Annotated in this window: 27 protein-coding genes and 1 tRNA gene; 13 read left to right on the top strand and 15 right to left on the bottom strand. The window is 42.8% G+C overall.

Annotation, left to right across the window (positions count from 1 at the left end; all coding sequences use genetic code 11):
* From J4526_00675 to J4526_00665, 3 genes are all read left to right on the top strand, one after another.
* Positions 1 to 852 carry a mechanosensitive ion channel gene (locus tag J4526_00675; protein ID WFO75449.1) on the top strand — a complete coding sequence of 284 codons (852 nt, stop codon included), beginning with the start codon at positions 1 to 3 and terminating at the stop codon, positions 850 to 852.
* A gap of 124 nt (positions 853 to 976) precedes the next feature.
* On the top strand, positions 977 to 2,005 hold the full coding sequence (locus tag J4526_00670; protein WFO75448.1) for an inorganic phosphate transporter: 1,029 nt from the start codon (positions 977 to 979) through the stop codon (positions 2,003 to 2,005).
* Positions 2,006 to 2,027: 22 nt separating this feature from the next.
* Complete coding sequence (locus J4526_00665) at positions 2,028 to 2,696, top strand: DUF47 family protein (GenBank protein WFO75447.1); 669 nt, start codon at positions 2,028 to 2,030, stop codon at positions 2,694 to 2,696.
* A gap of 15 nt (positions 2,697 to 2,711) precedes the next feature.
* On the opposite strand, the gene J4526_00660 is transcribed toward J4526_00665, so the two are convergent.
* From J4526_00660 to J4526_00620, 9 genes are all read right to left on the bottom strand, one after another.
* Positions 2,712 to 3,464: a nucleotidyltransferase family protein gene (locus J4526_00660; GenBank protein ID WFO75446.1), complete on the bottom strand. Its 753-nt coding sequence runs from the start codon at positions 3,462 to 3,464 to the stop codon at positions 2,712 to 2,714.
* 82 nt (positions 3,465 to 3,546) lie between these two features.
* Positions 3,547 to 4,086 (bottom strand): 2-oxoacid:acceptor oxidoreductase family protein, encoded by a 540-nt coding sequence (locus tag J4526_00655; protein WFO75445.1) that lies wholly within the window; start codon positions 4,084 to 4,086, stop codon positions 3,547 to 3,549.
* Positions 4,083 to 4,916 carry a 2-oxoacid:ferredoxin oxidoreductase subunit beta gene (locus tag J4526_00650; GenBank protein ID WFO75444.1) on the bottom strand — a complete coding sequence of 278 codons (834 nt, stop codon included), beginning with the start codon at positions 4,914 to 4,916 and terminating at the stop codon, positions 4,083 to 4,085. Before J4526_00650 ends, J4526_00655 begins: the two co-directional genes overlap by 4 nt.
* Positions 4,917 to 4,922: 6 nt before the next feature.
* The gene (locus J4526_00645; GenBank protein ID WFO75443.1) at positions 4,923 to 6,041 is read right to left on the bottom strand and encodes a 2-oxoacid:acceptor oxidoreductase subunit alpha; all 1,119 of its coding nucleotides are present in this window, start codon (positions 6,039 to 6,041) and stop codon (positions 4,923 to 4,925) included.
* Entirely contained in the window at positions 6,034 to 6,255 is a 222-nt protein-coding gene (locus J4526_00640; protein WFO75442.1) for a 4Fe-4S binding protein, read from the bottom strand. Before J4526_00640 ends, J4526_00645 begins: the two co-directional genes overlap by 8 nt.
* A 69-nt stretch (positions 6,256 to 6,324) precedes the next feature.
* A complete protein-coding gene (locus tag J4526_00635) occupies positions 6,325 to 7,338 on the bottom strand; it encodes an NAD-binding protein (protein WFO75441.1) in 1,014 nt (337 codons plus the stop codon).
* A gap of 49 nt (positions 7,339 to 7,387) precedes the next feature.
* Entirely contained in the window at positions 7,388 to 7,819 is a 432-nt protein-coding gene (locus J4526_00630) for a Tfx family DNA-binding protein (GenBank protein ID WFO75440.1), read from the bottom strand.
* A 21-nt stretch (positions 7,820 to 7,840) separates the two neighbouring features.
* Positions 7,841 to 8,113 (bottom strand): MoaD/ThiS family protein, encoded by a 273-nt coding sequence (locus tag J4526_00625; protein WFO75439.1) that lies wholly within the window; start codon positions 8,111 to 8,113, stop codon positions 7,841 to 7,843.
* Between the two features lie 9 nt (positions 8,114 to 8,122).
* A complete protein-coding gene (locus J4526_00620) occupies positions 8,123 to 9,223 on the bottom strand; it encodes a tungsten cofactor oxidoreductase radical SAM maturase (GenBank protein WFO75438.1) in 1,101 nt (366 codons plus the stop codon).
* Between the two features lie 218 nt (positions 9,224 to 9,441).
* On the opposite strand from J4526_00620, the gene J4526_00615 reads away from it, so the two are divergent.
* The 3 genes from J4526_00615 (at position 9,442) to J4526_00605 (ending at position 15,087) form a co-directional block, all read left to right on the top strand.
* The gene (locus J4526_00615; protein WFO76262.1) at positions 9,442 to 11,313 is read left to right on the top strand and encodes an aldehyde ferredoxin oxidoreductase family protein; all 1,872 of its coding nucleotides are present in this window, start codon (positions 9,442 to 9,444) and stop codon (positions 11,311 to 11,313) included.
* 170 nt (positions 11,314 to 11,483) lie between these two features.
* Positions 11,484 to 12,884 carry a hypothetical protein gene (locus J4526_00610; GenBank protein ID WFO75437.1) on the top strand — a complete coding sequence of 467 codons (1,401 nt, stop codon included), beginning with the start codon at positions 11,484 to 11,486 and terminating at the stop codon, positions 12,882 to 12,884.
* Positions 12,885 to 14,103: 1,219 nt separating this feature from the next.
* A complete protein-coding gene (locus tag J4526_00605) occupies positions 14,104 to 15,087 on the top strand; it encodes a hypothetical protein (GenBank protein ID WFO75436.1) in 984 nt (327 codons plus the stop codon).
* A 538-nt stretch (positions 15,088 to 15,625) separates the two neighbouring features.
* Here the strand turns inward: J4526_00605 and J4526_00600 are convergent.
* Together J4526_00600 and glmS are read right to left on the bottom strand one after the other, a co-directional pair.
* Positions 15,626 to 16,819 carry an NTP transferase domain-containing protein gene (locus tag J4526_00600; GenBank protein WFO75435.1) on the bottom strand — a complete coding sequence of 398 codons (1,194 nt, stop codon included), beginning with the start codon at positions 16,817 to 16,819 and terminating at the stop codon, positions 15,626 to 15,628.
* A 15-nt stretch (positions 16,820 to 16,834) separates the two neighbouring features.
* On the bottom strand, positions 16,835 to 18,682 hold the full coding sequence (glmS, locus tag J4526_00595) for a glutamine--fructose-6-phosphate transaminase (isomerizing) (protein ID WFO75434.1): 1,848 nt from the start codon (positions 18,680 to 18,682) through the stop codon (positions 16,835 to 16,837).
* Positions 18,683 to 18,813: 131 nt separating this feature from the next.
* Here glmS and pyrH point away from each other — a divergent pair, with 131 nt between their 5' ends.
* On the top strand, positions 18,814 to 19,494 hold the full coding sequence (pyrH, locus tag J4526_00590; protein WFO75433.1) for a UMP kinase: 681 nt from the start codon (positions 18,814 to 18,816) through the stop codon (positions 19,492 to 19,494).
* Positions 19,495 to 19,499: 5 nt separating this feature from the next.
* Here pyrH and J4526_00585 read toward each other — a convergent pair whose 3' ends face one another.
* The gene (locus tag J4526_00585; protein ID WFO75432.1) at positions 19,500 to 19,790 is read right to left on the bottom strand and encodes a hypothetical protein; all 291 of its coding nucleotides are present in this window, start codon (positions 19,788 to 19,790) and stop codon (positions 19,500 to 19,502) included.
* A 241-nt stretch (positions 19,791 to 20,031) separates the two neighbouring features.
* Between J4526_00585 and J4526_00580 the strand changes: the two genes are divergently transcribed.
* Positions 20,032 to 20,119, top strand: a tRNA-Leu gene (locus J4526_00580).
* A 174-nt stretch (positions 20,120 to 20,293) separates the two neighbouring features.
* Here J4526_00580 and J4526_00575 read toward each other — a convergent pair.
* A complete protein-coding gene (locus J4526_00575; protein WFO76261.1) occupies positions 20,294 to 20,938 on the bottom strand; it encodes a dolichol kinase in 645 nt (214 codons plus the stop codon).
* 345 nt (positions 20,939 to 21,283) lie between these two features.
* On the opposite strand from J4526_00575, the gene J4526_00570 reads away from it, so the two are divergent.
* Together J4526_00570 and J4526_00565 are read left to right on the top strand one after the other, a co-directional pair.
* Positions 21,284 to 21,604, top strand: a complete 321-nt coding sequence (locus J4526_00570) for a hypothetical protein (protein ID WFO75431.1) — start codon at positions 21,284 to 21,286, stop codon at positions 21,602 to 21,604.
* A gap of 33 nt (positions 21,605 to 21,637) precedes the next feature.
* Entirely contained in the window at positions 21,638 to 21,874 is a 237-nt protein-coding gene (locus tag J4526_00565) for a DUF2283 domain-containing protein (GenBank protein ID WFO75430.1), read from the top strand.
* A gap of 34 nt (positions 21,875 to 21,908) precedes the next feature.
* On the opposite strand, the gene speD is transcribed toward J4526_00565, so the two are convergent.
* Positions 21,909 to 22,280 carry an adenosylmethionine decarboxylase gene (gene speD, locus J4526_00560; GenBank protein WFO75429.1) on the bottom strand — a complete coding sequence of 124 codons (372 nt, stop codon included), beginning with the start codon at positions 22,278 to 22,280 and terminating at the stop codon, positions 21,909 to 21,911.
* Between the two features lie 160 nt (positions 22,281 to 22,440).
* The gene (locus tag J4526_00555; protein WFO75428.1) at positions 22,441 to 22,740 is read right to left on the bottom strand and encodes a hypothetical protein; all 300 of its coding nucleotides are present in this window, start codon (positions 22,738 to 22,740) and stop codon (positions 22,441 to 22,443) included.
* 108 nt (positions 22,741 to 22,848) lie between these two features.
* On the opposite strand from J4526_00555, the gene J4526_00550 reads away from it, so the two are divergent.
* The 3 genes from J4526_00550 (at position 22,849) to J4526_00540 (ending at position 26,468) form a co-directional block, all read left to right on the top strand.
* Positions 22,849 to 23,724: an N-glycosylase/DNA lyase gene (locus J4526_00550; GenBank protein ID WFO75427.1), complete on the top strand. Its 876-nt coding sequence runs from the start codon at positions 22,849 to 22,851 to the stop codon at positions 23,722 to 23,724.
* Positions 23,725 to 24,018: 294 nt separating this feature from the next.
* Complete coding sequence (locus tag J4526_00545; protein WFO76260.1) at positions 24,019 to 25,914, top strand: GNAT family N-acetyltransferase; 1,896 nt, start codon at positions 24,019 to 24,021, stop codon at positions 25,912 to 25,914.
* Complete coding sequence (locus J4526_00540; GenBank protein ID WFO75426.1) at positions 25,914 to 26,468, top strand: flavin reductase family protein; 555 nt, start codon at positions 25,914 to 25,916, stop codon at positions 26,466 to 26,468. Before J4526_00545 ends, J4526_00540 begins: the two co-directional genes overlap by 1 nt.
* Positions 26,469 to 26,572: the final 104 nt, after the last annotated feature.

The raw sequence follows: 26,572 nt of genomic DNA, 5'->3' as shown, positions 1-26,572 counted from the left end.
ATGAGTGAAAATGATTCTCTTGTAAATACTTTTGAGTGGATGACATCAATTAATTACCTAGGTATACTTTATGCGATTATTCTTTTAACTATAGGCGCAGTTATTGCAATGGTTGTACGCAAGACTGTACTAAGAGTAATGGCTAGATTTGCTCCCAAAGAAATTGCCGGCACTGTATCGAAAATAATCTACTATGCAATACTGGTGATCTTTGGGGTATCCGCCATAGGAATGCTTGGAATAGATCTTACTGGATTTGTTCTGGCAGGAGGAATAATAGGTATTATTCTTGGTTTTGCACTACAGTCTATTACTGCTAATCTTGTCTCCGGGATATTCTTGTTTTGGGAGCGTCCATTGAAACCAGGAGACTTTATAGAAATCGATAATGTTATAGGTAGGGTTGTTGAGATAAACTTCATGTCAACAAAAATAATAGACTTGAAGGGAGTTCTCATAAGGATTCCTAATGAAAAAGTATTCCAGGCAATAATAAGAAACTATAGTGGTACTGTGGCACGTGTTCTAGAGTTGGTTGTCGGTATAGCTTACAAGGAGGATGTAATGAAAGCATACAAGGTTATACGAAGAGTTGTTGAGGAACACCCGCTTGTACTTGTTGAGCCGCAGCCAGATATTTTCGTCTATCAGCTTGGTAACAGTAGTGTAGACATAAAGATCAGGGCATGGGTTCCATCAAAAATGTATTACACTGTACTAAAAGATCTTCTATGGAGAATCAAGGAGGCACTAAGGAAAGAAGGTATAGAGATACCGTTCCCGCAAAACGACATATGGTTCAGATCCCCTCTCGAAGTAGTTGTACGGTATGAAAAAGAAAAACGTGTATGAAGAGTAAGTACTGTACATATCAATGGGTACTTTTAGTTAGAGGTATTTTTATACAGAAAAGTATCCATAGAGAACACGGAGTGATCGAAAGACGCGGTTAAAAGAATTCTAAAGGTGTACTAGAGTGCTTCCACCTGAAGCAATTCTTCTTATAGGCTATGCGGCGGCACTATACATGGCGTGGAACATTGGTGCAAACGATGCTTCTAACCCAACAGAGACAGCAGTGGGTTCGGGAGCACTTAACATACGTCAAGCAATACTATTGTTCTCAGTTTTCGCTGGGCTTGGTGCTGTACTCCAGGGATATATGGTTATGAAGACTATAGGTAAGGGTATAACACCATTCACAGATCTTGCAGGACCCCTTGCAGCAGTTATCGGAGCCGGGTTATGGATTACTATCGCTACCTACAAAGGCTTACCAATATCTACGTCACAAAGTATTGTAGGCGGTGTTTTTGGCGTTGGCTTCTCGTACATATTGCTGGGAATAATAAGTATCAATGACATAGGGTTTAGTGTTCTAGTAAAAATAGTGTTGAGCTGGATTCTTTCACCACTATTATCAATAGCACTTGCAATACTGCTTTTCTATTTATTTAAGAAGATAGCCCCACGAATCAATGCCAAGATATTTAGAGCATTACTAATAGGATCACTTTTGTTCTCAGCATATTCTTTCGGGGCAAACGATGTTGGTAATGCTACTGGAGTCTACCTAGTAATAACATCTAAGTATCTTGGCCTTCCTGATGTACAGACAAGATTGTTCCTCGCAATACTTGGTAGCATAGGGATAGCGCTTGGAGCATTTACTATGGGTAAAAGAGTTATTGCAACGGTAGCATACAAGATAACGAGATTAGACTATGTAACTGGGACGGCTGCAGAATATGCTAATGCTCTTGTAGTGTGGTTGTTTACTACAATACCATATATGTTGTTTGGATTCGGCATGCCTATATCAACAACGCATGCCAGCGTCTCTGCAGTCATAGGAGTTGGTATAGCTAGAGCTAAAAGCCTTAAAGGAGTCAACATGAAGATCGTGACAATGATTGTTGCTTCCTGGCTTCTCACACTTCCTGCTGCAGCATTTTTTGCTTTAATTACACATCAACTACTTTACAGGCTTATACCCCAGATATAAAATGTGAGCAGGTGTATGTGTCTTGACCACATGGGTTTGGCTTTCAAGACGTGTTGGGAGAGAAGCTCTCCAGACAAGTCTTATACATATTAAACATGTGATAAAAGTTGTCACCGGATTACATGAAATGATAAAAATGATACTTGAAGATAAGAAAGACAAGGCGCTCGACATCTATAACACTGTCTATAGAGAAGAAGAAATAGCTGATGAAAAGAAACGTGAAATAATAAAGTTGTTGTCGGAAGGAGTATTACATCCCATGGACCGTGACGATATATTAAGACTAGTACTAACGGGCGATGACGTGGCTGCTCATGCTAAAGCAGCTGCTAGAAGACTAAAAATAGCTCTCGACACATCACTTTCAATACCACGTGAAGTCCTTGTCCTACTAGACGAAATGATGGAGAAATCAGTCAAAGCAGTGAAACTACTAGAAAACGCTATAGGGTCACTTATAACGGAGCCTAAGAAAGCTCTTGAGGATGCTGATGAAATAGAAGAACTGGAAGAGCAAGTAGATGAATTGAAGATGAAAGCTTATGAAAAAGCTATAGAGTATGGTAAAAGTAATTGGGATATATCAAGTATAATAGTCAAGGAGATTATTGATAACGTGGAAATGATAACTGATAAATGTGAAGACACGGGCGATGTAGTCAGAGCTATAGCTCTCATGAGAATTTAATAGTGATTAGCCAGGCTAGGCTGCTAAAATTTCTTTAAACATATTATCTATTTTCTCGTTGTCAAGCTTTTCATACCTCTCTGTAGTTCCTACGTCGAACCATTCTCCATCATAGAGATAAGCGTACACTTTTGCGCCTCTCTTAATCAGTTCTGGTATAAAGTCCCCCATGATATCTATCTTCTCGCGTGTAGAACGTATTTCCTCAAGTACCTTCAAAGTACTTGTCTTTAGTACGAGGATACCAATAGTAGCCTTGATTGGCAGCCATGGCTTTTCTCTGATCTCCATTACTCTGTTTTCTTCATCAACTTCTACAACTCCTACTGGAACCTGGTATTTTGATGCAACAGCCAAAGTAGCATCTGCATCGCGCTCCTCATGATACTTTAGTAGCGACGATAAATCCATGTTAGTTAATATATCACCATAATATACTAGTACAGAGTCGTATCCCTCAAACACATTCTTCCTGTATGCATTAAGGAGGGCACCACCAGTACCAGAATAGCCTGGCTCATCTATAACATACTCTATATTGACACCAAATCTACTTCCGTCTTCAAAATAGTTTATTATTTGTTCGTGCTTATAGCCTACAAGCATGACGACATCTCTGATCCCATGGTATTTCAACAGCTTTATGATGTACTCAAGAAGAGGTTTTTGCTTCTTGCCAATGGGTATCATTACTTTTTGGAAATAGTATGTTAAAGGACGCAATCTTTTGCCAAGACCACCGCCAAGTACAGCTGCTTTAACCCTCACGTTAGTCACCCGTGTCAGAACAAGCTATTTCTATCCTACATGTATGCGGTCTATAAAAATATGTTTTCTTGATATAACAGTATTACCTAGCTGTATTCAGTATATCCTTAAGCTTTTCTCCTATACTCACTCCAAGTTTATAGGCTCTGATGTTTGCTTCCCAATCTTTTTTCTCACGAAGTATCGACAACATAGTCTCTTCATCAATATCAATGAGCCCAAGCCCTTGTAGCATTCCTATGCTGGCCATGTTTTCTCTTCCCGATAGATTATTTGATACAAGTTCACTGACTATGGGTGCTTCAACTACTTGTTTACCTGTTTTAGTCATAACTAAGTCTTTATCAACTATTGTTAGATCGGTGTTCTCGAGAAGCTTATTCCATCTCTTTGCACCAGCTTCATGAAGTACTATGGCTACATCGAATGCTTCAATAAAGGGATTCTCTACTTTCTTGTCATCTACTATAACGTAGGCTAGTACAGAACCGCCTCTAACCTCGGCACCATAGCTTTGAAGCTGTACAACATAGTATCCTTTCTTAAATAATGCTTCGGCTAGAATTGAGGCAGCAAATACTATTCCTTGGCCTCCTCTTCCTAGAAATGCTATAGATTTCATTGTGTTACACCTCTCGCCTTCTCTACAATAGTCTTATATTGTTCTATGTAGCCTGGCTTGTCTTCACGTTTAAATATACCTACGGGGACATAGTTTCTCTTCTCATCATCGCTTAGCATATTGTATTTTTCTATTGGTATGCATTTCCTCATTAACTCCTTTAGTTTCTCTCCGGGAGTTTTACCTTCTCTACGTACGATGTATGTTATACATGGTGTATAGACTTCTATAAACCTGAATCCACGTTTAATCACTGTAAGTACTTCTTTCAAGCTCTCTTTTAATTGGAAGAAATTGCTTACACACCAACGAGCAACATAATTGGCGTTGGTGTTTGCTATCAAGCCAGCTATATCCATTGGGTACTCTGGGTTCCCGTAGGGTGTTGTCGGTGTTACGAATCCTTGTGGTGTTGTCGGTGCCATTTGCCCGCGTGTCATGCCGTATACCTGGTTGTTGACTAGTATGACTATCAAGTCCATGTTTCTACGGGCTGCGTGAAGAAGATGGTTTCCTCCTATGGAGGCTAGGTCTCCATCGCCAGCTATAACTATTACTTCAAGACTTGGGTTGGCTAGTTTAACGCCAGTGGCCACAGGGATTGCTCTTCCATGGAGGGTGTGGAGTGAATCAGCCTTGATATAGGGGCTTGGTATCCATGAAGAACAGCCTATACCGCTGACGAACACGTAGTTCTTTAGATCTTTTACTCCTATTTCACTGAATGCTTTGAAGAGAGCATTCATTACAATACCGTTGTAGCATCCTGGGCAGAATGCTGTTGGGAGAACTTCCTCGCGAAGATAATTTCTAGAAAAGTGTTTCGCCATAGTATCTCACCTCTCTAAAGCACTTATTATCTCGCTTGGATAGATCGGTATTCCTCCTCCAACTTTATTTACGGTCTCTATAATGGTTGTTTTATCGACACAAGCCATTACATCGTATACTAATTGTCCAAGATTAAGCTCAGGTACAACAACTTTCTCAACGTTCTCTAGTAGGCTGCGTAATCTATTGTAGTCTATAGGCCACACAGTCTTAAGTTCGATGAGCAGTAGTTTTTGGTTAACAGATAGCTTCCTCCAGGCTTCCCTGGCAGATCTACATACCGAGCCATAGCATACAATGGCCTTCTTAGCTTCACTAGGATCGCCTAATACATTGTACTTAAAGATCTTCTCTATGTTTCCCCATATTTTCTCCTTGATCCTCTTGACAAGCTTGTAGTGGGTCTCAAAACTATGTACATCCCTATAGCCCTTGCCATTATGTGTAGAACCCGTGACCAAGACATAGTATCCTTCTCCTACACTAGGCATTGGTGGAGGGACCCTGGGGTCTGGTGAATCAAAGAAATCCTCATCGGGCTTGCTAGGCTTTCTTCTGCTTGGTATCTTCACTTCTTCACGTGTATAAACAACCTCTCTACCATGGCCTATGAATTCATCGGATAAGACTATAACTGGTGTACGGAGTTCTTCAGAGATTTTGAATGCTTCAATAACCATATCATAAGCATCCTGGGGGGACTGAGGCGCTAGCACAGGGATGTACTGGTCTCCATGCCTACCCCACCTTGCAGCCATCAGGTCTCCCTGAGCTGCTTTGGTCGCCTGACCTGTTGCAGGACCCGCCCTCATAACATCGATGAGTACCAGCGGCGTCTCAGTCATTGCAGCATAGCCTAGCCCCTCTTGCATCAGCGATAAGCCTGGGCCACTTGTAGCAGTCATTGCCCTAGCACCAGCCCATGATGCACCTATAACCATGTTTATTGCAGCAAGCTCGTCTTCGGCTTGTATGAAGACCCCTCCTCGTCTAGGCAATTCTTTTGCCATAAAATGCATTATCTCACTGGATGGAGTAATAGGGTAGCCTGCATAGAAATTGCATCCAGCATCAAGAGCGCCTAGCGCAGCTGCCTCGTTTCCCGATAAGAAGAGCCTAGCCATTCTCCTCACCTTCCTCAGTAATTGTTATCGCGAAATCAGGACAGAAGACTTCACATAATCTGCATCCCATACACTTCTTTTCCGTAGGAACAGGGTAACGATAGCCTCTTTCAGACAAGTTACGAGAAAGAACAATAGCTCCATGGGGACATATGGTGACGCATATACCGCATCCTTTACAAAGATTTTTATCAACTACAATACGATACCCCAAGGGATCACTACACCTGGTATACTCTTCTTCTAAAAATTAACTCCAAATGTCTATAAGCTATGGTTTTCCTTATTCTACTTTATGCTTGTATGCTTTGAGTAAAACGAGTTTATCGCCTGTTTTTAATACAGTGTTTTCTGGCGGTAAGAAGAATTGTTGTCCATTCCTCGTCATGTATAGTACCTTGTATCTACTACCATCTTTTTTAAACAGTTTTTCTTCAAGCTCTCGTATAGTTAATCCCTCTTCCTTGTCAGATATGTCGTATTCAATGAGATCAGCGTATCCCTTGGCTGTGGTAACATCTCTAATGAAACTAACTACAAGTGGCTCGAAAACTGATGATGCTGCAAGTCTCCCTATTATACCTTCAGTCAATACGTAGTCGACGCCAGCTTCTTTTAACAGATCACCTGTATTATCAGATAATACTACTGCTGTTACGAGAGCTTTCTTATTAAGTTTCCTGATAAGGAGTGCTAAGTGTAGGGTCTTACTATCATCGTCAAGGCAAAGAACTATATGACTGGCTTTCTCTATGCCCGCTCTTTTGAGAGTGTCTTCATCGTATTCTCCAACAATATAATCTATAGGAGGAGGTGTTTTTGGCGTTTTACTCATAACCCAGCCTGTATAGTCTTCTAAGTTATTCCTAATTAACTCGCTGATGATTTCCTTACAAGAACTAGCATCTCCTACTACGAGTATCTTTTTGCCACGCAATTTACCCAATCCCAATACTTTTTTTAGTGTACTAGATAAGAAAGCATCAGCTATAATTGATATAGTTAGTGTATAAACAGCAATACCCATTATAGCGGCGATACTTGCGACGAAATAGCCTGGGCCAGTCTTCGGTGTTATGTCGCCATAGCCTATAGTCGCCATTGTTATAAGAGACCAGTAAAGAGCTATCGGCAGAGTTATTTCTTTACGTCCACCAACAATGTTTTCAGCGTAATAAAACAGGACACCATTGAGAAGAAAAGTTGTTATAAAGAACGCTATAACAATAAGACTTTTCCTTCTAGAGAAAACCCTCATTATTTTCTTGAGTCTATAAAAAACAATGACGGCCGCCATACCAGCACATCATCTCCAGGCGATACATTAAAGTGTTGCATATATTCTGTTATAGTTGTTTCTCTACTACCTCTAGGTTTCCATCCAATGTTATTCTTATCTTCAAGCCACAAGACAATACTTCATCGTCTAAATTAAAACATTCACGTGCTTTCTTGAAAAGATATAATAGTATACTGCTTGACGATCTATTTATTTTTATGCCATGTATATCGGCTTCTCTAAGGATTATCGAGACTATATTATTTATTGGAGTATTCTTAGGTATAGATACCTCGATGCCACCGAATATTTCAGCATATAATCTCAAGGTATTTCTTGCTTTCTCGATGTTATGGATGGCGTTTTTGTATACCGTATAGACGCTTGATTTAGAGACTCCAAGTCTTCTCGCTATTTCATCGAAAGTCAGTCCTTCAGCCTTCATTTTTAGTATTTTTACTTGCAAGGATGTGAGTAGAGTGTCGTTGCTTGTACTCAATTTTCCACCATGTATTCGATTTTATCCTCCTCCGCCTGGTGGAAATATCGATATCTCGTCGCCGTCATTAATTTCTGCATCCAGTCCTCCTTTAAACTGTATATGTATACCATCCACGAGGACTATGAATCCTTCTTTTATCTTATTGTTCTCGATCATGATGTCTCGTAACTCGGGGATCATGTCAAGTAGTTTCCTGAAGCTGCATTTATTGTATGGTATCTCAACTACTTTACTATCCCAGCCGAGTTTTTCGCGGAGAGCACCAAAGAGAGTTATCTTGATGCGGGCCATCAACTACACCTAGAGGGGGCACCTTGTTATATCGTGGGAGTAGGGGCAGTGTGCACATGTAGGATTATTTCCCCAACAGTCAAATATGTTTGTCATCGTATAGTTACAATAATCTTTCAATAAGCAGTCTAGACAAGAAGGCATCATGAAGAAGAATGTTTTCAACCTGAATAATGCATAGTCTTTCTTCCTCCATATGGACAACAGGTTTTCGCTCTTTAGGTCACCGAATACTACCTCTTTGATCTCTCTTTCAACACTCATAAAGCAGTTTGTCCATGAGTGTGCATAGTAAATGCATGGCGATACGAGTCCATCAGCTCTAATGTAGAGTGCTTGCCTGTTTATGAACGGGCACTTTCTCTCAACAATATAGCTCATATTAGGCATGACTATGGTTATGCCTATGTTAAGGCTTTCCCTAGCTGCAAGATGTGTGACCTTGGATACATAGTCTATACATTCTTTATCATTATAACAAGCCATAGACTCATCTATATCGGCAGTCAATGGTATTATGTTTGATACTATTATATGTGATGAACCTACTATTTTAGCGTACTCGATCATGTCTGGTAGTCTCCTGTAATTACGTCTTGTTATCGTGAACTGGAGTTTTACGTTGGGATACAGGGTGTTCTTTTCTCTCTTCAACTTCTTTATTCTGGATAAAGCGTTGGTTACGTTGTCAAGTGTACCGCCTAAGCGGAGTGCTGAGTAAGTTTCTTCAGGTGCATCAATACTAACCACTAGTTCATCGATACCCAGTTCAACTATTTCTTCGGCAAAGCTCTCTAGTAATGAACCGTTTGTGTTTAAGAGTACTTTAAACCCATTGTCTTTGGCTATAGTCAGCATCTCAATGATACGGGGGTGTACTAGTGGTTCACCCCATCCCGAGAAAACTATTTTATTGACACCTGCTTTAGCAGCGTCATTAATGATCTTTTTATATAGATTTATCTCCATGTCCCTGTATGGTTCACTTAGTTTTCTCCTGAAGCAGTATATACAGTTATAATTGCATCTGGTGGTAACCTCTATCATTAACTCCTTTGGATGGGTATCGTCTGAAAGCTCTATTATCCATTCTCCGTATTTTATTCTCAAGGAAGAGTACACCTTCCTCGTGGAGAGTATTCAACGTGTGTATTTAGATTAATATTTCGAGGCATATTTAACTGACATTACGGCATCGTGGTGTTGTTAAATAAGTCTGTTTAACTTTATTATGTTTGTTGGTCGTTGAAATTGTTTTAAGGAAAACTTATTGTTTTTAATCGTAAAATTATAGTAACAGGTGAGTTCTCTTGCCTTTAGGAGGCTACATGGGTAGGATTGTTCGTGTAGATCTTTGGAGCGGTAAAATAACTTACGAGCGACTACCTGACGAAGTATTAAGGAAGTGGATTGGAGGACGTGGCCTAGGAGTATACCTTATGTTGCGTGAAGTAGACCCCAAGGTCGACCCGTTCTCGCCTGCAAACAAGGCTCTTGTCATGACGGGTCCTCTGACTGGTGTTGCTGGTGTCCCTGCGGCAGGCCGCTGGTGTTCAGTGACTAAATCACCATTGACTAACACGATACATGACTCACACAGTGGCGGCAAGTTTGGACCTGAGCTGAAGTTTGCTGGCTTCGACGCAATTATTATTGAGGGCGCCTCGGAGGATCCCGTCTACCTATGGGTGCACGACGGTAAAGTCGAGATCAGGGATGCAAAGCATTTGTGGGGTAAGGATGTTCACACAACAACCGATATGATTAGGGAAGAGCTTAAGGCAGAGGTCGGTGATGAAGCACCTAAAGTCAAGGTTGCTTGTATTGGCCCGGCTGGCGAGAACCTTGTGAGATACGCTGCTATAATGAATGATAAGAACAGGGCTGCTGGCCGTGGAGGACACGGTGCTGTATGGGGCTCGAAGAAGCTCAAGGCAATAGCTGTTCTAGGCCACAATAGGCCCAGAGTTGCCAATGAGGACAAGTTTAGAGAAGCCGTTAGAATCGCTATGGAGAAACATAAGAAGAGCCCTGTTACAGCAGAGTCTCTACCAAGATATGGTACAGCTGTTCTCGTCAATATAATCAATAAAGCAGGGATATTCCCAACGAGAAACTTCCAGACAGGAGTATTCCCTGGTGCCGAGAAGATTAGTGGCGAGCGTATGGCGGAGACAATACTTGATCCAAAGAAGAGTAAGGAGGAGGCTTGCTGGGGATGCCCGATAACATGTGCTAGGTACACGAGAGTAACCAACTCGCCGTTCAGTGGAGAAGGCGGTGGCCCTGAGTACGAGACTATCTGGGCTTTTGGTGCTCAGACAGGCACGGACAACTTGGAAGCCATAGCTAAGGCTAACTTCTTGTGTAACGAGCTAGGACTCGACACTATCTCCATGGGCCACACTATTGGTACACTAATGGAGCTTGTTGAGAAAGGCAAGGTGCCTAAAGAGCTTCTCCGTGGCTTGAAGGCTGAGTGGGGTACACCAGAAGCAATAGTAGAGCTTGTCTGGAGAACAGCCTATAGATCAGGTATCGGGAACGATTTGGCTGAAGGCGCTAAGAGGCTCGCCGAGAAATATGGTGCACCCGAGCTAGCAATGGTTGTACGTGGACAAGAGCTCCCAGCCTACGACCCACGTGGAAGCCAGGGACACGGCCTTGGTTACGCGACGAGCAACCGTGGAGGATGCCACCTGAGAGCCTACATGATCTCACCCGAGGTGCTTGGTGTACCAGAGCTCGTAGACAGATTCGAGACCAAGGGCAAGCCCGCGCTAGTCAAACACTTCCAGGACGTGTTCGCCGTCATAGACAGCCTGATAGTATGTAAGTTCACCTCCTTCGCAATATGGTCAGAAGACTACGCAGCCCTCCTAAGCGCTGTAACAGGATGGGACTACACAGCCAAAGACGTTGAAACCATTGGAGAAATGATATGGAACGCCGAGAGAGTATTCAACATACTAAGCTTCGGCGACGGCAGACAATACGATACACTACCAAGGAGACTACTAGAAGAACCAATGCCTGAAGGACCAGCCAAAGGACATGTTGTAAGACTCAACGAGATGTTAGACGAGTACTACAAGCTACGCGGATGGATCGATGGCAGACCAACAAGAGCAAAACTAGAAGAACTAGGCCTCAAATGGCTAGCCGACCGCCTCGAAGAAGAAGGACTACTTCCACATTAATAAATACTTTTTCCTCTCCCGCTACATCTCTTTTTATACTAATACCTTGAATTCTCGTAATACAACAAACAATTAGAACACATATAGAATTACAATAGATATCAGCGTAATATATATGTATGAGTATTCAGAAAAATATATCATGCTAAAGTATTCTGAGGCGTATAGTAATGAAATATGATCTTGTATTATTGAGATATATATCATTTGTATTCATGATACTAATTATATTGTCCATATGTAATGGCGTATTAACAACTGTACATTCACTTGATATAAAAAACATGAGTACACAAACTTCAGATGGCGTGGTAAAAGCGTATTCTATGGTATTGGGGATCGATGGGGCATATATGAGAGTAACAAATATTTGGGATATTCTAACCCTTCAAGACCAAGTATTATCGGTTGCATTAACATGGTTTAACACATACTTTAGAGAATGCTATAATGATTTGTACAATTATATTAAAGAGAATAATCTAGAGAAAATAATAGTTACTTTTAATGATGCATTAAATGTATACGATGTAGCTTTATCGAGTGCTCCAATAGCTGTTGGGGTCAAAGTGAAAATTATTGGGGAAACTCCTGTAATTAGTGGGTACCATGTATATATTCGTGCAAATAATGATAGTAGTGATGATGAACTATACTCCCTTGTCCAAAAATATAGAGATTATAATATATCCACTATTGCTCAAGGATATTTTGGAACATACAGGTTGCCTAGTTTTATAAAAATCAATCAAGGTGTGAGAACTACTATTGAAACGAATAGTGAAGGAGAAGTTATTACTAAAACAATTTCTCTAACCTATAATTTCTCATATGGCAACTATACATTGGTCTTTATAGATCTAGATAATGTTGGTATTAGAATTCCGCGACTTGGTTTATCTCAAGTGTATTCTAAGACAAGTGCGTTTACATCGGTTGCTTTTAGTGTTTCTGGCGTAGAGAATCTTATTGAATTATACACTATAGTGAGGAATACGGCATACGAGAAGTTTATGTGGAATATTAGTGGAGATGAAGTAGCATATGCAATATCGTCAAAAACAAAGATAGAGAAACACGTCATTGCCAACGAGTTAGAGAAATATATCGGCATTCTAGTATCTAGTAACTCCTCAAATATTTTAAGACCCATTTATTACTTGAAGCATGTTGAGCATATTAGTAAAGGCGAGTTTAATAAGTATGGCAATGTCACTATTGCTATAGTGTTTGCTGATACTGGTGAGGTACATTTATTGAATATGATGGTTCCGGCTTGGGGTAGTTCTGTTCCTGTGTACAGGAATGTAGAGGTATTCAATATTTTTGGAGAACAAGAAGAACAAACAAATATTATGCAAACCACTACTACAACAACTACAACGAGTACTATACCAGAAGAACAACAATCCTCTACGCCTACAAGTATAACCAGTACTTCTTCAACAACGCCTAAAGGAGGGAATGAGGGAGAGACAACAGGTATACCTGTCTCGTACGCTATTATTGGCTTAATAATCTTCATGGCTATTATAGTCGTTGCTTTTAAGTCCACTAGAGTAAAATCTTAATCCAACTATTTTAGCTATAACAACATCGTTTGTTCTATCACGGGAAACTTTTACTTGGTTCTTAACGTGGTCTTGTTGGTTTGCATGTTTTTGTTTATTGTTTTGTACAGGTATTTCTCTGGTATTTTGTTTATGGTGGTTCTCGTTTTATTACTGATTGCTAGTGTTTTTAGTATTCGATATAGAGTGTTTGTGATCTTGTATACTGTGTTTTTTATTTGTGCTGGTGGTTATGGTGTCTATGGGTGTTACCGGACTGGCTTCCTTGATCGGGGCTGGCTCCATTGGCGATGGGGTAGTTAATCAGCGCTTAACTTTCCAGGTGGGCAGTTAACCAGTCTCTACATCAGGTTATGGTGTCTGATATGCAGGTATGTCTGTTGTGATGATTTCATATATACTATGTATCTTATTTGGAGCCTGTATATGTATTGTTTTGATTGTTGTATCGAATATTTATACATAATAGGGTTTGTCTGTGGTTCCTCAATTAAGGTGTTCTATGTCTTTATACACTTCTCAGCTAATTTCCCGCCTATGTAAACAATGTATTTAAGAACAGTGATTATGTATTTTGCTCTAATATTTTCGTCAAAGCTATGTTTATTACATTGACTCTGCCTTCTAGTGTAAGGAGCATGCTATGAGCGCAGTAGTTAGTATCAGGGTTAAGAAAAAGTATTATAGAACTTGGCAATGAGATGATAAAATAAGGAAATACGTCTTCTAGAAATGAAGCATTTAATTTGTAGAAAGGTATGGATGCCATGAAGAAAGAGATTGAGCGGAGAAAGCACGTTAGGGAACTTATTAGTGTTTTTGAAAAACAAGGCGGAATAGTGCTTGGTAAACAAACTGATGTCTCTAAGGAGATAAGTGAGTTAAGGGATTAATGATTGATTATCTCGATACCAGTTTTTTGCTATAGCCTTACATGTTAAGATGTTATATGCCAAAATTATATTTAAAAACACTTGATTTACTCAGTGTTCTAGTAGCTGGTTCCATAGATGTTTCGAGGATTATAACTTTGGATAGGGATTTCGTGAAGAAATCTAAGCTAATTAGTATATGTCTTAATATTGATGTGGTTTCACCCATTATTGAAAAATGAGTAGTAGGTATTAGCTGAGTATTGTTTTATCTTTGTTTATTGGTTTTATCTCTTGTATACAGTTTTTTCTCTCTTTTGCCGAGTTATTTAGGTGGGTGGGCTGGTTTGGTTAAGGTTGTTGCTGTTAAGACTGGTGGTGTTGCTACTGGTATTATTGTCTATATTGTGTTTATGGCTCTTGTGGTTGCTGGGTTGTACCCGTTGTTTATGGGTGCTGCGGGTGTTGCTGGCATAGTTCTTGCCTTCATTATCTTTACTGTTGTCTCGTACTTCTTTGTCAGGAAGACTCTTCTCTACATTGTCATCAACAGGATTGTGGATAAGCTACGGGATCTCATTATTGTTGAGGGTGATGTCATCCGGTTCAAGAAGCCTGTTGAGGCTGAGAAGGGTGTTTTGAGGTATATTGGTGTGTGGATTGGCTACTACAGGCACTACCATACGGAGTACTTATTCAAAGATACTGGGGAGAAGAGTGTTATCGAGAAAATCGATACCAGCAAGGAGCCTCTAGACTACTTGCTCTTACTGAACGAGGACAAGGCTGGCTACATCGAGGCCCCCGGCTACTTTATCACCGAGCCAGGGCTCGAGGGTAGTGTTATAGCAGTTCTCAGGGCTCCCCGTCCCGGGGAGACTGTGTTTGAGCTCGAGAAACAGAGGCTCCACGTAGCTATCGGTAAAGAGTTTGGTGAAGCAACTATTGAGACCAGAGAGAACGGCGTCAAGGGAAGCCTGTTCCTGTATACCCGGAGACCACGCAATAAGCTCCGTGTATTCCTGTCCTCGATAATCAAGCTTGGACGTGGAGAACTCTTCGTAACAAAGAAACTAGCGGAGACAAAACGTGAGAGAGTAGATTTCGAGGCAACACTATTCCCTAGCGAGACAATAGTACTAGTAGGACACATAAAGACAATGTCACCATACAATATAGCGCGTGCACTAAAACAATTACCAGTAATATACGGGGCACACAAAGGAGAGCACTGGATAAGACTAGAACTAGAAGCATCACCAACAAAAATAGAGAAAGACTACACAAAGATAAAAGCTAGTATAAAAGAAACAAGACAAGAAACCATGTAGAACCATATTGTAGACAGTATATGAAAACAATAAATAATACCCAAGACCCCAGCCGAAGACCCCCGGGCCCAGCAACACCTATATACACAGCAGCCAGACCACCATGATCACCTACACCAGGTATTACACCAATAAAAGAAGATACGCAGTCTAGCCAAACAGAATACAGATATAAGACAAGTACTTTAATACAATAGATAAAACCATATATCTAATCATCAGATAAGCCTGATTCTAGGCAATAAACCCAAAGACTTGCCTTGATAAATAGGTTGAAGTATTGAAACCAGGTACTTGAGTGTAAAGGGTAATACTCTTGGTTCTTGTGTACGAGGGACCCGGAGTGGTGTATGTAGGTGGTTCACAGGATTTCCGTCATGATCGGTTACTAGGGGTAATACTCTTGCTGGTGTGGTTCATTGTTGTGGTGTTTGAGAAAGAGTTTTAATCTAAAAACACCAGTCTTAGATTATATGTAGTGTTACAATGTTGTTTGTTGTTCGTCTTTTGTTTTAGTAATTTTGTATCGATGTTTTGGCTAGTATATTGTGTTTGGTTGTATTGTCTGTGCTGGTGATAGTATTTTTCCTGGTGATATTCTTGTGTTGTATCCTATTATTGCTCCTAGTTTGTATTTAGCTCCTGGTTTCACTATGTATACCAGTTGTTCTCTTAGTCGTGGCGGTGTTTCCTGGGAGGGTAACACGTTTTGTGTGACGACGTGGCTTCCTATACTTGTGTTTTCTCCCACTATACTGTCTCCTATGAAGCAGTGGCTGTCTATTACTGTGTAGGGCTGTATTATGCTGTGTTTTACTTCTGTGTATGCTCCGACACGTACTTTTTCCTCTATGCTAGTGTAGTGTCTGACGAAACTATGTGCTCCTATGAAGGTGTTCTTGCCTATGTAGACAGGCCCCTTGATTACTGCGTTGTGGTCTATGTAGGCTCCGTCATCTATTATGGCTGGTGGCTTGATTATTGTGTTTGACTCCACTACTGCTTTATCGCTGACCCATAGGCCTTTTGTTTTGTCTAGGAGTAGCGTGGTTGCTTCGAGGAGGTCTGTCGGGTACCCTATATCGATCCATAGTCCGCCCCAGTGTACTGCGACAACCTTCTCCGTGCTAGCGATCTTGTTGAGTGCTCGTGGGAACGAGCCCTCCTTCTTGATCATGTCGAGTATGGTCGTCGGGAGTATGTAGACTCCACCGAGAGTATACGCGGGTAACCCCGAGACTTCTCTTGCGACGGGCTTCTCTATGACACGCTCAACATTACCGGATACATCAACGACGGCCACGCCATAGGTTGGCGCGAAACGTTCCTCGAGAGGAATAGTCAGTATCGCCGCCGAGGGCTCCTGCCTGTAGAAGACTTCTAGTAGTGTAGTCAAAGCCTCCTTATCGAACACCAGGTCCCCGTAGACCAGCAGAAAGTAGTCCGTGTCATGGAGATAGGGTTCTGTAGACAATATAGCCTCCTCGATTCCCCCGCCAACCTGCTTAACAGGTCTAACATAGCCGCGGTAATGGTTCCTTGCCTCCACGACAACGTCATCCCACGTGTAGACGAGAACCACTTCGCCTCCACGTAAGACACTCGATACAGCCTCCATGGGGTAGGCTATAACTGGTTTACCGAGTAGTCTAAGACAATGCTTACTCTTACCCTCCGGGACGAGAACCCTTATGTTCCTGGGCTCTCCGCCGGCTAGAACAACTGTTTTCATGCATGGGACACCTCTCTACTCTACTGTAACAGTCTTCGCTAAGTTACGTGGTCTATCGGGATCGTAGCCCCGCTCCACAGCGGTATAGTATGCTAGGAGCTGGAGCGGTGGAATATGTGTGGCGGGAGTCAGAACCCAGTGTCCATCAGGTACCTTGAAGACATAGTCTATGGACTCGTGGTCTAGCTGGAGAGACTCTGGGGCAACAGCTATGGTTGTGGCTCCACGAGCCTTCATCTCCTGTACATTACCGTGTAGTAGGCGCGCGAGCTCCTTGTCCCTGGGGACAACGAATACGACAGGGTAGTCCTCCTCAACGAGAGCAATCGGGCCATGCTTGCTCTCCCCAGCGGGATACCCCTCAGCGTGCACGTAGGCTATCTCCTTCATCTTCAAAGCCCCCTCGAGAGCAACAGGGACACCTATGCCACGGCTCAAGTAGTAGGCGTTCGTCTTCCTGGCAAACCACCGGGAGAGCCTCTTGGCTTTCTCCTCATTCCACGCAATAGACTTGGAGACTAGGTCCGGAGCCTTCTTTATCTCCTCAAGGAGCACGTCACCCTCATCTCTATCGAGAACCTTCTCCTTCACACCATGCTTTACGGCGAGCCACGACAAGAGTATTGTCTGGGTCGTGAAGGTCTTCGTGGCGGCGACACCGATCTCGGGCCCAGCTCTAGTATACAATACTATATCGCTCTCCCTTGGTATAGCCGAGTCCACTACATTAGATACAGCTATGACTTTCACGCCCTCCTTCTTAAAGGCACGTAGAGCCATCAGAGAGTCTATGGTCTCACCACTCTGGCTAACAACAATAAGCACATCATTCTCGCCAGCCGAGCCAGCGTATACACTGTACTCGCTAGCTATAAACGGGATGACGGGCTTGCCTGCCAGGATACTTGTTAGAAGGCTATAGTATAGTGATGCATAGAAGCTTGTCCCCGCGGCGGTTATGAACACGTTGTCAGCCTTAGTGAGGAGGCTGACAGCCTCCTCCACCATGGGGTCTCCTTCAATACCATAGATAGTGTCTCTAACCGCTCTAGGCTGCTCATGGATTTCTTTGAGCATGAAGTGTGGGTAACCGCTCTTGCTGGCGTCCTCGATACTCCACTCGACAACCCTGATCCTCTTCCTGTAGTCGATAACGCCTTTCCCAAGGTGCTCTAGGTGGATTGTCTCGGGTGTGATGTAGCCTACTTCGTTGTCATGGACTATGATTACCTTGTTGGTGTACTCTAGTAGAGCAGGTATATCGCTTGCAACAAGGTTATACTTCTCCCCAATACCTATAACCAAGGGGCTGTCTTTGCGTGCGAAAAAGATCTTGTCTGGCTCGTGGATTGTTATAACTGCCAGAGCATAACTACCCTTGATCATCTCGACGGCTTTCTTGAATGCCTCATAGAAACTCCTCGTAGACTTATAGAGTTCTTCGACTAGGTGGGCGAATACCTCGGTGTCTGTCTCGCTGGAGAACACGTGTCCTCTATCAATAAGCCATTTCTTGAGCTCCAAGTAGTTCTGTATAATACCATTGTGTACAATAGCTATGGTGCCACGGCAATCAGTGTGTGGATGAGCATTAGCGTCATTGGGTCTCCCATGGGTAGCCCATCTAGTGTGCCCCACAACAGTATAGCCGGGGGCACGGGAGAACCCGAGTCTGCGTTCGAGAGCAGCGATCCTCCCGGCTCCTTTGAGCACAAGTATACTCCTCGACACAGGGTCTATGGAGGCGATGCCTGCACTATCATAACCACGGTACTCAAGCCTGAGAAGCCCACGGTAAACCATTTCGGCGGGCGGTAGCGGAGTGTATCCTGGTAACGCCACGACACCTATTATGCCACACAAGACAGTATACCTCGTGTAAACACTGTATAAACAATTACTTACGTCTCTTACCAGCATAATATACTCGTGGAGGTATATATAGGATAACGTGAAGAAACACATGGAGAATAGTAATCGTGGTGTAGGAGACAATGGATTACGTGTTGAAGATAACGGGGAAAGCCTTCACGCCAGAAAACATAGGGATAGTCGCTGAGTACATTGTGCTGCTTAGAGAACTCGTGGAGAAAGGCTATAAGATAACAGTCGTCGCTGGCGGTGGCCCTGTTGCGAGACAGTACATTGAGATGGCTCGGAGAATAGGTGTGGACTCGAACTACTGGCTAGACACCATAGCCATAAGAGTGGCTAGACTCAACGCACAACTCATAGCTGCGGCGCTATACCCTCTAGCCTATCCGAAGCCTGCTGAGACGCTTGAGGAACTAGTAGCGGCGGCAAGCAACTACAAGATAGTAGTCCTCGGGGGACTAGTGCCTGGCCAGTCAACAGCAACAGTAGCAGTAGAGGCAGCGGAAGCACTAGGAGTAAACACCATAGTAAACGCTGGAGCCATAGACTACGTCTACACGAAAGACCCCACGAAACACCCTGATGCGAAACCACTCAAACAAGTCACGGCAACACAGCTACTACAACTCCTAGAAACAAAAACACTGCCAGGACAATACGAGCTACTCGACGTCCACGCGATCGAGATAATGAAGCGAAGCAAAATAAAAATGATCCTAACACACTACAAGAAACCAGAAAACATCAAGAAAATCATACTAGAAAACCAGAACCCTGGAACAATAATACTACCGGAGTAAAACCATCAAGACTTCTTAAACAAAATAAAAAGTGCAGCAGAAAAATCCAACCCAATAATTATGCTTGCTAGTACAAAAGAAGTTATAGCAATAGAGAAGTCTAGATCCGGGATGAACAAGTAGTAAACAAGTAGAAACACTATAAACACTGCGATCGAAATCAATGCTGATGCGCCAACCAGTTTCACTAAATCCCTCTTATCAGCTCCAACAAGAACCATTAAAGGAACTATTATGATAAGTGATAAAATCAGTAGAAAACAAAGCAAGAACGCATCCAGGAATGGAACATACATTTAGTTCACCTTCAATCTTCCTGGACAGGCTTCAAACTATTATTTTGTATATTATATTGTTATACATTAATGTTGTGAAACATAATACCAAAAACCATGCTTAAACCTAAGAGACACCTAGCCTACTAGTCAAGAAATGATTTGAACATCAATTTACTTCTAGGTAACCCTGGATCTATACATAATTATTGGGGTGTTTATGAAAGGTTATAAGAGTGTTGGTGTGAAATGCTATACTGGTGCGGGGGTGCCCGAGCCAGGACCAAGGGGGCGGACTCAAGATCCGCTGGCGTAGGCCGGCGTGGGTTCAAATCCCACCCCCCGCACCACTCTTCTGGTGTGGTCTTGGCTTCTCTTGTTTAAAGTGTGGAATCTATCATTGTTTTTAGTGGGAGTTAATGGTAACCGGCCGGTTTCCATGGGTTGTGTTTTACAATATTTTATTGGTTGTAGAAAGTGTAGAAAGGGAAAAAGCTGGTCTTATCTAAAATGGGTTTGTGTCTTTAAGATAGTGCTGAGACTACTTGTACTAGTTGGTCGAGTATTGGTGTGTTTTGTAGTATGTATATTGTTAGGAACCCTGTTAGTGGTACTGTTATGTTGTCGTCTATTCCTTTGAACTCGAAGTGTTCGATGAAGCTTGCTATTAGTGCTGCTATTATTCCTGGGATCCCTACTAGGGCTCCTATTGGTAGTGTTACTCCTAGCATTGCTAAGTTGCCGTACCATGACTTTGTTCTGTGTCCGTAGAGGGCGTTCCTCACTATACCTGTTGCAGCGTCTCCGAACGCCATGAATGATACTGGTATTACGCCGTACCAGTAGTTGCCGAAGATAATCCATGATAGTGTTATTATTATGCCCCACATTACACAGAAGTGTACCTCGTACATGTTGTCTGGTACTTGGAACCAGTACATGAGCTCTCCTTTTTTGTGTGGTAGATATGTTAGCAACGCTAGTATCATTGCTAGTATGAATGGTAGTATAGGGGTCTTGAAGAGGAAGGGTACTAGTAGTGCTACGAATCCTCCGGCGGCAATATGTATCAGCTTACGGTTATAGTACACTGCCTTGTTTACAGGCATCTTCTTCTTATCGACGAGATAATGGTAAAATCTCTTGGCGACGGGGCCAACGATTATCATTACCCAGATAAAAAGTACTACTGTAATAACGATCTCTTGTATAGGTACGAGGTCTAACAGCCAACTAATATCGGGCAAGACCCCCACCATCGACCTGGAGAGTTAACACTGTGTCGATAGAGTATTTAGATAGAGTGTAGAGTGTTACGTGTTCTAGTTCTATGGATGCGTATATAAAATATCATCAAAATAGCGTTGAGGAGGCCTCGATCAGGGTTCCTTGATCGGTGAGTAAACTAAAAATATTTAAGAACCTATTCTAAACCCATAGATTAAAAATTCGAGTAGAAGATAACGTTTCTGCAATACGAACCGGATGGATGGAAGAAAAGGAGGTGAACGGTTTTGACCTCAAGGTCAATTGTATCAGATGACGAACTCAAGAAAGCACTGGAGGAGAAACAAGCACAAAAGACATCGCCTGACGAGAAACAGAAATGGGTTACACGAATGATTAGAAGCGCTAAACACCACCACAAGATCTGTCCATACTTCGACAAGAAGACCGGCATGTGTTTCCTAGCACTAGGAGCAAAGTGTGATAGAGACGGTAAGTTCGAGAACTGCCCAGTATTCAAAGACTTCCTTGAGAGGAAGTACGAGGAATACAAATCCAAAGGCATGCCGTTACCCGTGGACTTCGCCGACATAACAATAGGGTTCTAACCCCAATAGCCTGGTATGGTTGGTGTCTAGATAATGGAGCAGCATGAGAGTAGTCAAGAAAAAGAGTATAGGATCAAGGATTTGGATAAGATCTGGATTGAGTATGATAAACAAAACGATATACTGTACATAAACTTCGGCTACGACATCGAGGACGCTGATGAAGAGTTTCTCTCGGGTGAAGACATTATAGTCAGGATCAAGGATGGGCGTGTCGTGAGCATCACGATAATGAATTTCTCTGAGAAAACAGGGATAATGGTCTACTAGACGTGTTTTTTAATCTACTCTAAAACAATAATCTTTAATACTTTACCGGGAGCTGGCTTCTATCACTATAGTGTACTGTGTAGCGTTTCGGCTTGAAGAAATCTACTAAGTACTTGAATGCAATCCATGGATCAGCTTTCTCCCCACATGTATAGATATCTACTGTGACATACTCGCTCAGAGGCCACGTGTGCACGGCAATATGGCTCTCGACTACAAGTGCTAGAACCGAGACGCCTCCTTTCTCGCCACTCACTCTCCAAGACTTGATCTCTAGAAGTGTTGCATTAGCTTTCTCGGCAGCCTTCTTGACAGCATCAACAATGGCTTTCTCATCCCATAAGAGGTCGCTAGGACACCCATACAGCTCGCCGTAGACATGCCTGCCTATAACAAGCTCCCCCATACACACACCCCTTCTACTACCCCTTTCTACCACCCTACCCGCTGCTTTTAAAGTATTCCCCCTATAGACATAACCACCCTACCGTGGGGTATTGTAGTGGGGTATAGTGTATCCAATGGAATAGCCCAGCAGGATTCTCCCGGGTTACACGTACTCGCTACTACTCTGGACCAATATACTCCAGAAGCTCTTCAACAAGATTACTGGGTGTAACAATGACTTTCACACCGTTCTCCTCAAAGAAAAACCTATCACTATCACTTATCTCACTACAAATAAACACGGCTGGACCAAGCTCCTCGAGAAGATCCTCGACAATACCCATCAGGCCTTGCTTCAAAGGATTCTCCCTAACGATCCTACTACGCGTATCAAGGTCTATGAACAACAGTTTATCAGCAGACCTAGCTCCCTTAACGTGAACGCCTTCTTCATCTACAGCAACAACAATTCTATACATGACTCAAGCACATCCATACAGACTAGTCATGGACTACTACTTGGGCTTGCATAATATATTAGGGCGGTAATATAGTTATCCCGGGAAAACAGGTCAAGGTACCAGCCGATGTATAGAGTGAACATGAGTAGAATAGAGGCTGTCGCCAGAGCCCTCAAGGAGATAGGTGTTGAGAGAATACTCGTTCTCGAGACAAGGGATCCGCAGTACATTGCCTTAAAGGATCTCGCTAGGGAGAGAGATTGTAGAACAGCCTTCTTAGTAGCAGTAGCCAATGCCTTAATCAGCTACAGGCTAACCGGGTATGGTGAAGACTATTGGACAGAAGTATCACAATTCTTCAGGAAACACAATGGCAGCCTAGAAGAATTGTTCATAGAGTTCCTCCAGAAACACAGTAGATACAACAGACTCTCCATCGCAGCAAAAATACGTAGGCTAAGGAAATTCTTCTCCTCAAAACTCTACAATACACTCCTAGAACAACCAAGCAAGTACTGTAATGACTTATACAGTCTCGTCAAGCAACTCTCCACCATCTATAGACAACCAGTAAACGCGAAAACAATAGTTTTCGCTGCAAAAATGTACAGCTATGTCTGCAGGATATGCCACGGGAAACCAGTAATAGACCACCGTATCGAAATACCTGTCGACAAGAGAATAACAACGTTCACGCTAACAAGCGGCATAGTCGAGCCCACAGAAGAACAGTTGACGAGAGAGAACCTCAGAAAACATGTGGAAACACTCATGACAAAACACAGGAAACTAGTACTAGAAACCTGGAGGAAAATATCAAAAGAAACAAGTATACCACCACTACAACTAGACACAATAATATGGCTAACAACAAGATACATCAACATAGAAAACCAAATAGAAGCAATCAAGAAAATAATAGAAAAATACGGAGACATAATACCACTAAAACAACTGGAACAATTATACAAAGAATCAGTATACACGATCAACCAACGATAACACATAAAGAATTCATCTAGTATATACAACAAATACGAGAGAATAACAAAAGAAGCACCAAAACAGTCAAGGAAATACTTAAAATGAAGCCTGAGAAGTGTATTCTCTTCTCTATTGCTTGTACTAGGTTCTATTTGTTTTTCCCTTGGTTTCTATGATGGGTAGGTAGATTAATTTTTGTTATTGTAGTATTTTGTGTTTAGTGCGGCTGTGTTGTGGTGGTGTTTTGTGTCTCGTGTTCCTGGTAGGGGTGTTGTTGTGGAGTCTGTTGTTCTAGAGGAGCCTTTTAAGACTATGGATCGCCGTGGGTATAGATGGTTTGGCTCGCTGCTAGTCGATCTTGATGGGACTCCAGTGTACTTGATGATGACTGGTGTTGTTTCTCAGTGGTTTAGCAAGGGTGAGAAAGTAAGGATTGTCTTGAAGAATGAGCCTAGGAGGATTAATGGTGTTTATGTGCTTGGGTTTAACGACTATGAGCTCTACAGGATTTATGGTGGAGAGGAAATAAAGGTATGGCCTTTGTTCTACAAGGAGGTTAGGCTTGAGAGACAAGATCCTCTCGGTACCAAGAAGGTCTATGAGTACACTATTATTGCCAGAGAAGCTTTCACAGAAGAAGACTACATGGAAATCGTCGGCCTAGAACAATACCATTACGCTAGTAAAGAAGAGCTCGTAGCTGTATGGCGTTGCCCTGTATGCGGTATGTATAAGGAGGCTAACCTTCAGCCTACATGCCCTAGAGACAACGTGCCCATGAGGCTACAGGAGATCAGGGGTAGTCTGCCTAGTAGCCGGTTCCTCATACTCGAGCTAGCTAATAGGAGACCCTACGAGCCACGTGTGGTAGCCTATGTTCGTGTAGACACACCGATCCCTCTTATGAACCGTAGGCTCCCGGATGGCTCAGTGGAGAAGATGATTCGTGAGAAAGTGTTTCCGAGAGACTGGTTCCACCCAACATACTGGCCTACAGCACTCGAGGATAGGAGAGAGATCATTAGGAGGTACAGGGAGCTCTACGGGCTCTACAAGTCGAAGCGGCTGGCTAGAGCTATTGTTGGCGAAGAAGTTTCCGAGAAAGCACTCAAGATAGTCAATAATGCTGCAGCCAGGATAGCGCGAGTAGTCGTGCACCCCGATTATAGAGGTGACGGGCTCGGGTATACTGCTGTGAAACTAGCTGTGGAATGGATTAGAGAGCGCAGGGTACCCGAGATGAAGCGTAGGAAACACGTGGTAGAAACAATAGCTATGATGGCGCGATACAACCCGTTCTTCGAGAAAGCAGGATTCTACTACATGTGGGACACTGGCAGCGGACGCCCAGTACTAATGTACCCGCTGACAAACGAGGCCCGTGAGAGAATAGAGAAGTTCATCAAGGAAGACAAGTACGCTAGACAACACGGAGGCAGACTCTACAAGAGCAGGTATGGTAAAGTAGAACCATTAAAAGAACCCATAGTAATCAAAAACCTCACCAGGACTTTCAGGAGCGAACTAGATGTACGCCGTCTACCACCAGGGCTCCGCGAAGTATTGATCGCGTTTGGTGTTGAGAGGAGAATTGTCGAGAAATATGTTCTCAGAGACGTGAACATCGAGATCAAGCCTGGCGAAATAGTGGTTGTAGTCGGGGCCAGCGGCGCGGGCAAGACAACTCTGCTCAGAATGATCATAGGAGCAGCTGACCCGAGTAGGAGAGAAGACGAGAACTACAGGCCTAGTAGCGGGGAAGTCAAGGTACCAGACAACGTTAAAGTAGCTTATCTGCTTCCAGGAGAGCACGAGCCAGCTTTCGGCGCCGAGACACTACTAGAGCATGTAACCTACAAGATAGGCGACCCAGCGGCTGGAGTAGAAATCCTGAACATGGTTGGGCTCAGTGACGCAGTATTCTATAGAGCGAGATTCAGCGAGTTGTCTACAGGACAGAAAGAGAGAGCAAAATTCGCTAGTCTTCTCGCCGAGAAACCAAACCTGCTGATAATAGACGAGTTTACAGCCCATCTCGACACGGTTACCGCCCGGAGAGTAGCGAGGAAAATAGGCTCGTTGGCGAGGAAAGCAGGTATAACACTCATAGTTGCAACGAATAGGCCCGAGATAATAGAAGTACTGAATCCAGACAAGATAATATACGTGGGATACGGAACAGCCTACGTGATCGAGGGAGGTAGGTGATGGCATACAAAGAAATTGATCCAACAAGCTACTATGTATTCCACCCGAGGCCAGCATACCTTATAGTAACGAAGAAGCCTAGTGGAGGATACAACGTGATGGCTGTTTCTTGGGCAACACCGGTAAGCGAGGAGCCACCACTAGTACTCATAGCAGTTAGTAGAGAAGCCTACACAAACCAGCTTATACGTGAAACAAAAGAGTTCACAATAAACATTATGGGCGTAGAACACGCCGATATTGTCTACAAGGCAGGCACGGTCTCAGGGAAAACTGTTGATAAATGGGAAATGCTTGGGCTAAAACCACTAGATCCAATAAAAATCACGACACCAGGTATAGACGGAGCATACGGCATCGTTGAGTGTACTCTAGAGAAAATCGTTGAAGCAGGAGAATCAACACTATTCATAGGACGCGTAGAGGCAGTGAGAGTTAGAGAAGACATATACACTAGGTATGGATGGGACCTCAAGAAAGCAGGCATACTACTACACCAAAGTGGGAGAGCATTCACTATACCAGGAAGGATGGTCTTTGCGAAAAAGACATAGGATTTTTGTGTTTACACTCCCAGACAACCTTCCTTAACGGTATTTAGAGAAACCAATGAGTCAATTCTTCTTCTGGTTAAAAATAGAATAAAGGGTTTGCGGAG

It is taken from the genome of Desulfurococcaceae archaeon MEX13E-LK6-19, assembly GCA_029637525.1.
GTDB lineage: Archaea > Thermoproteota > Thermoprotei_A > Sulfolobales > Desulfurococcaceae > MEX13ELK6-19.
This window is presented reverse-complemented; position numbering and strand designations above follow the sequence as displayed.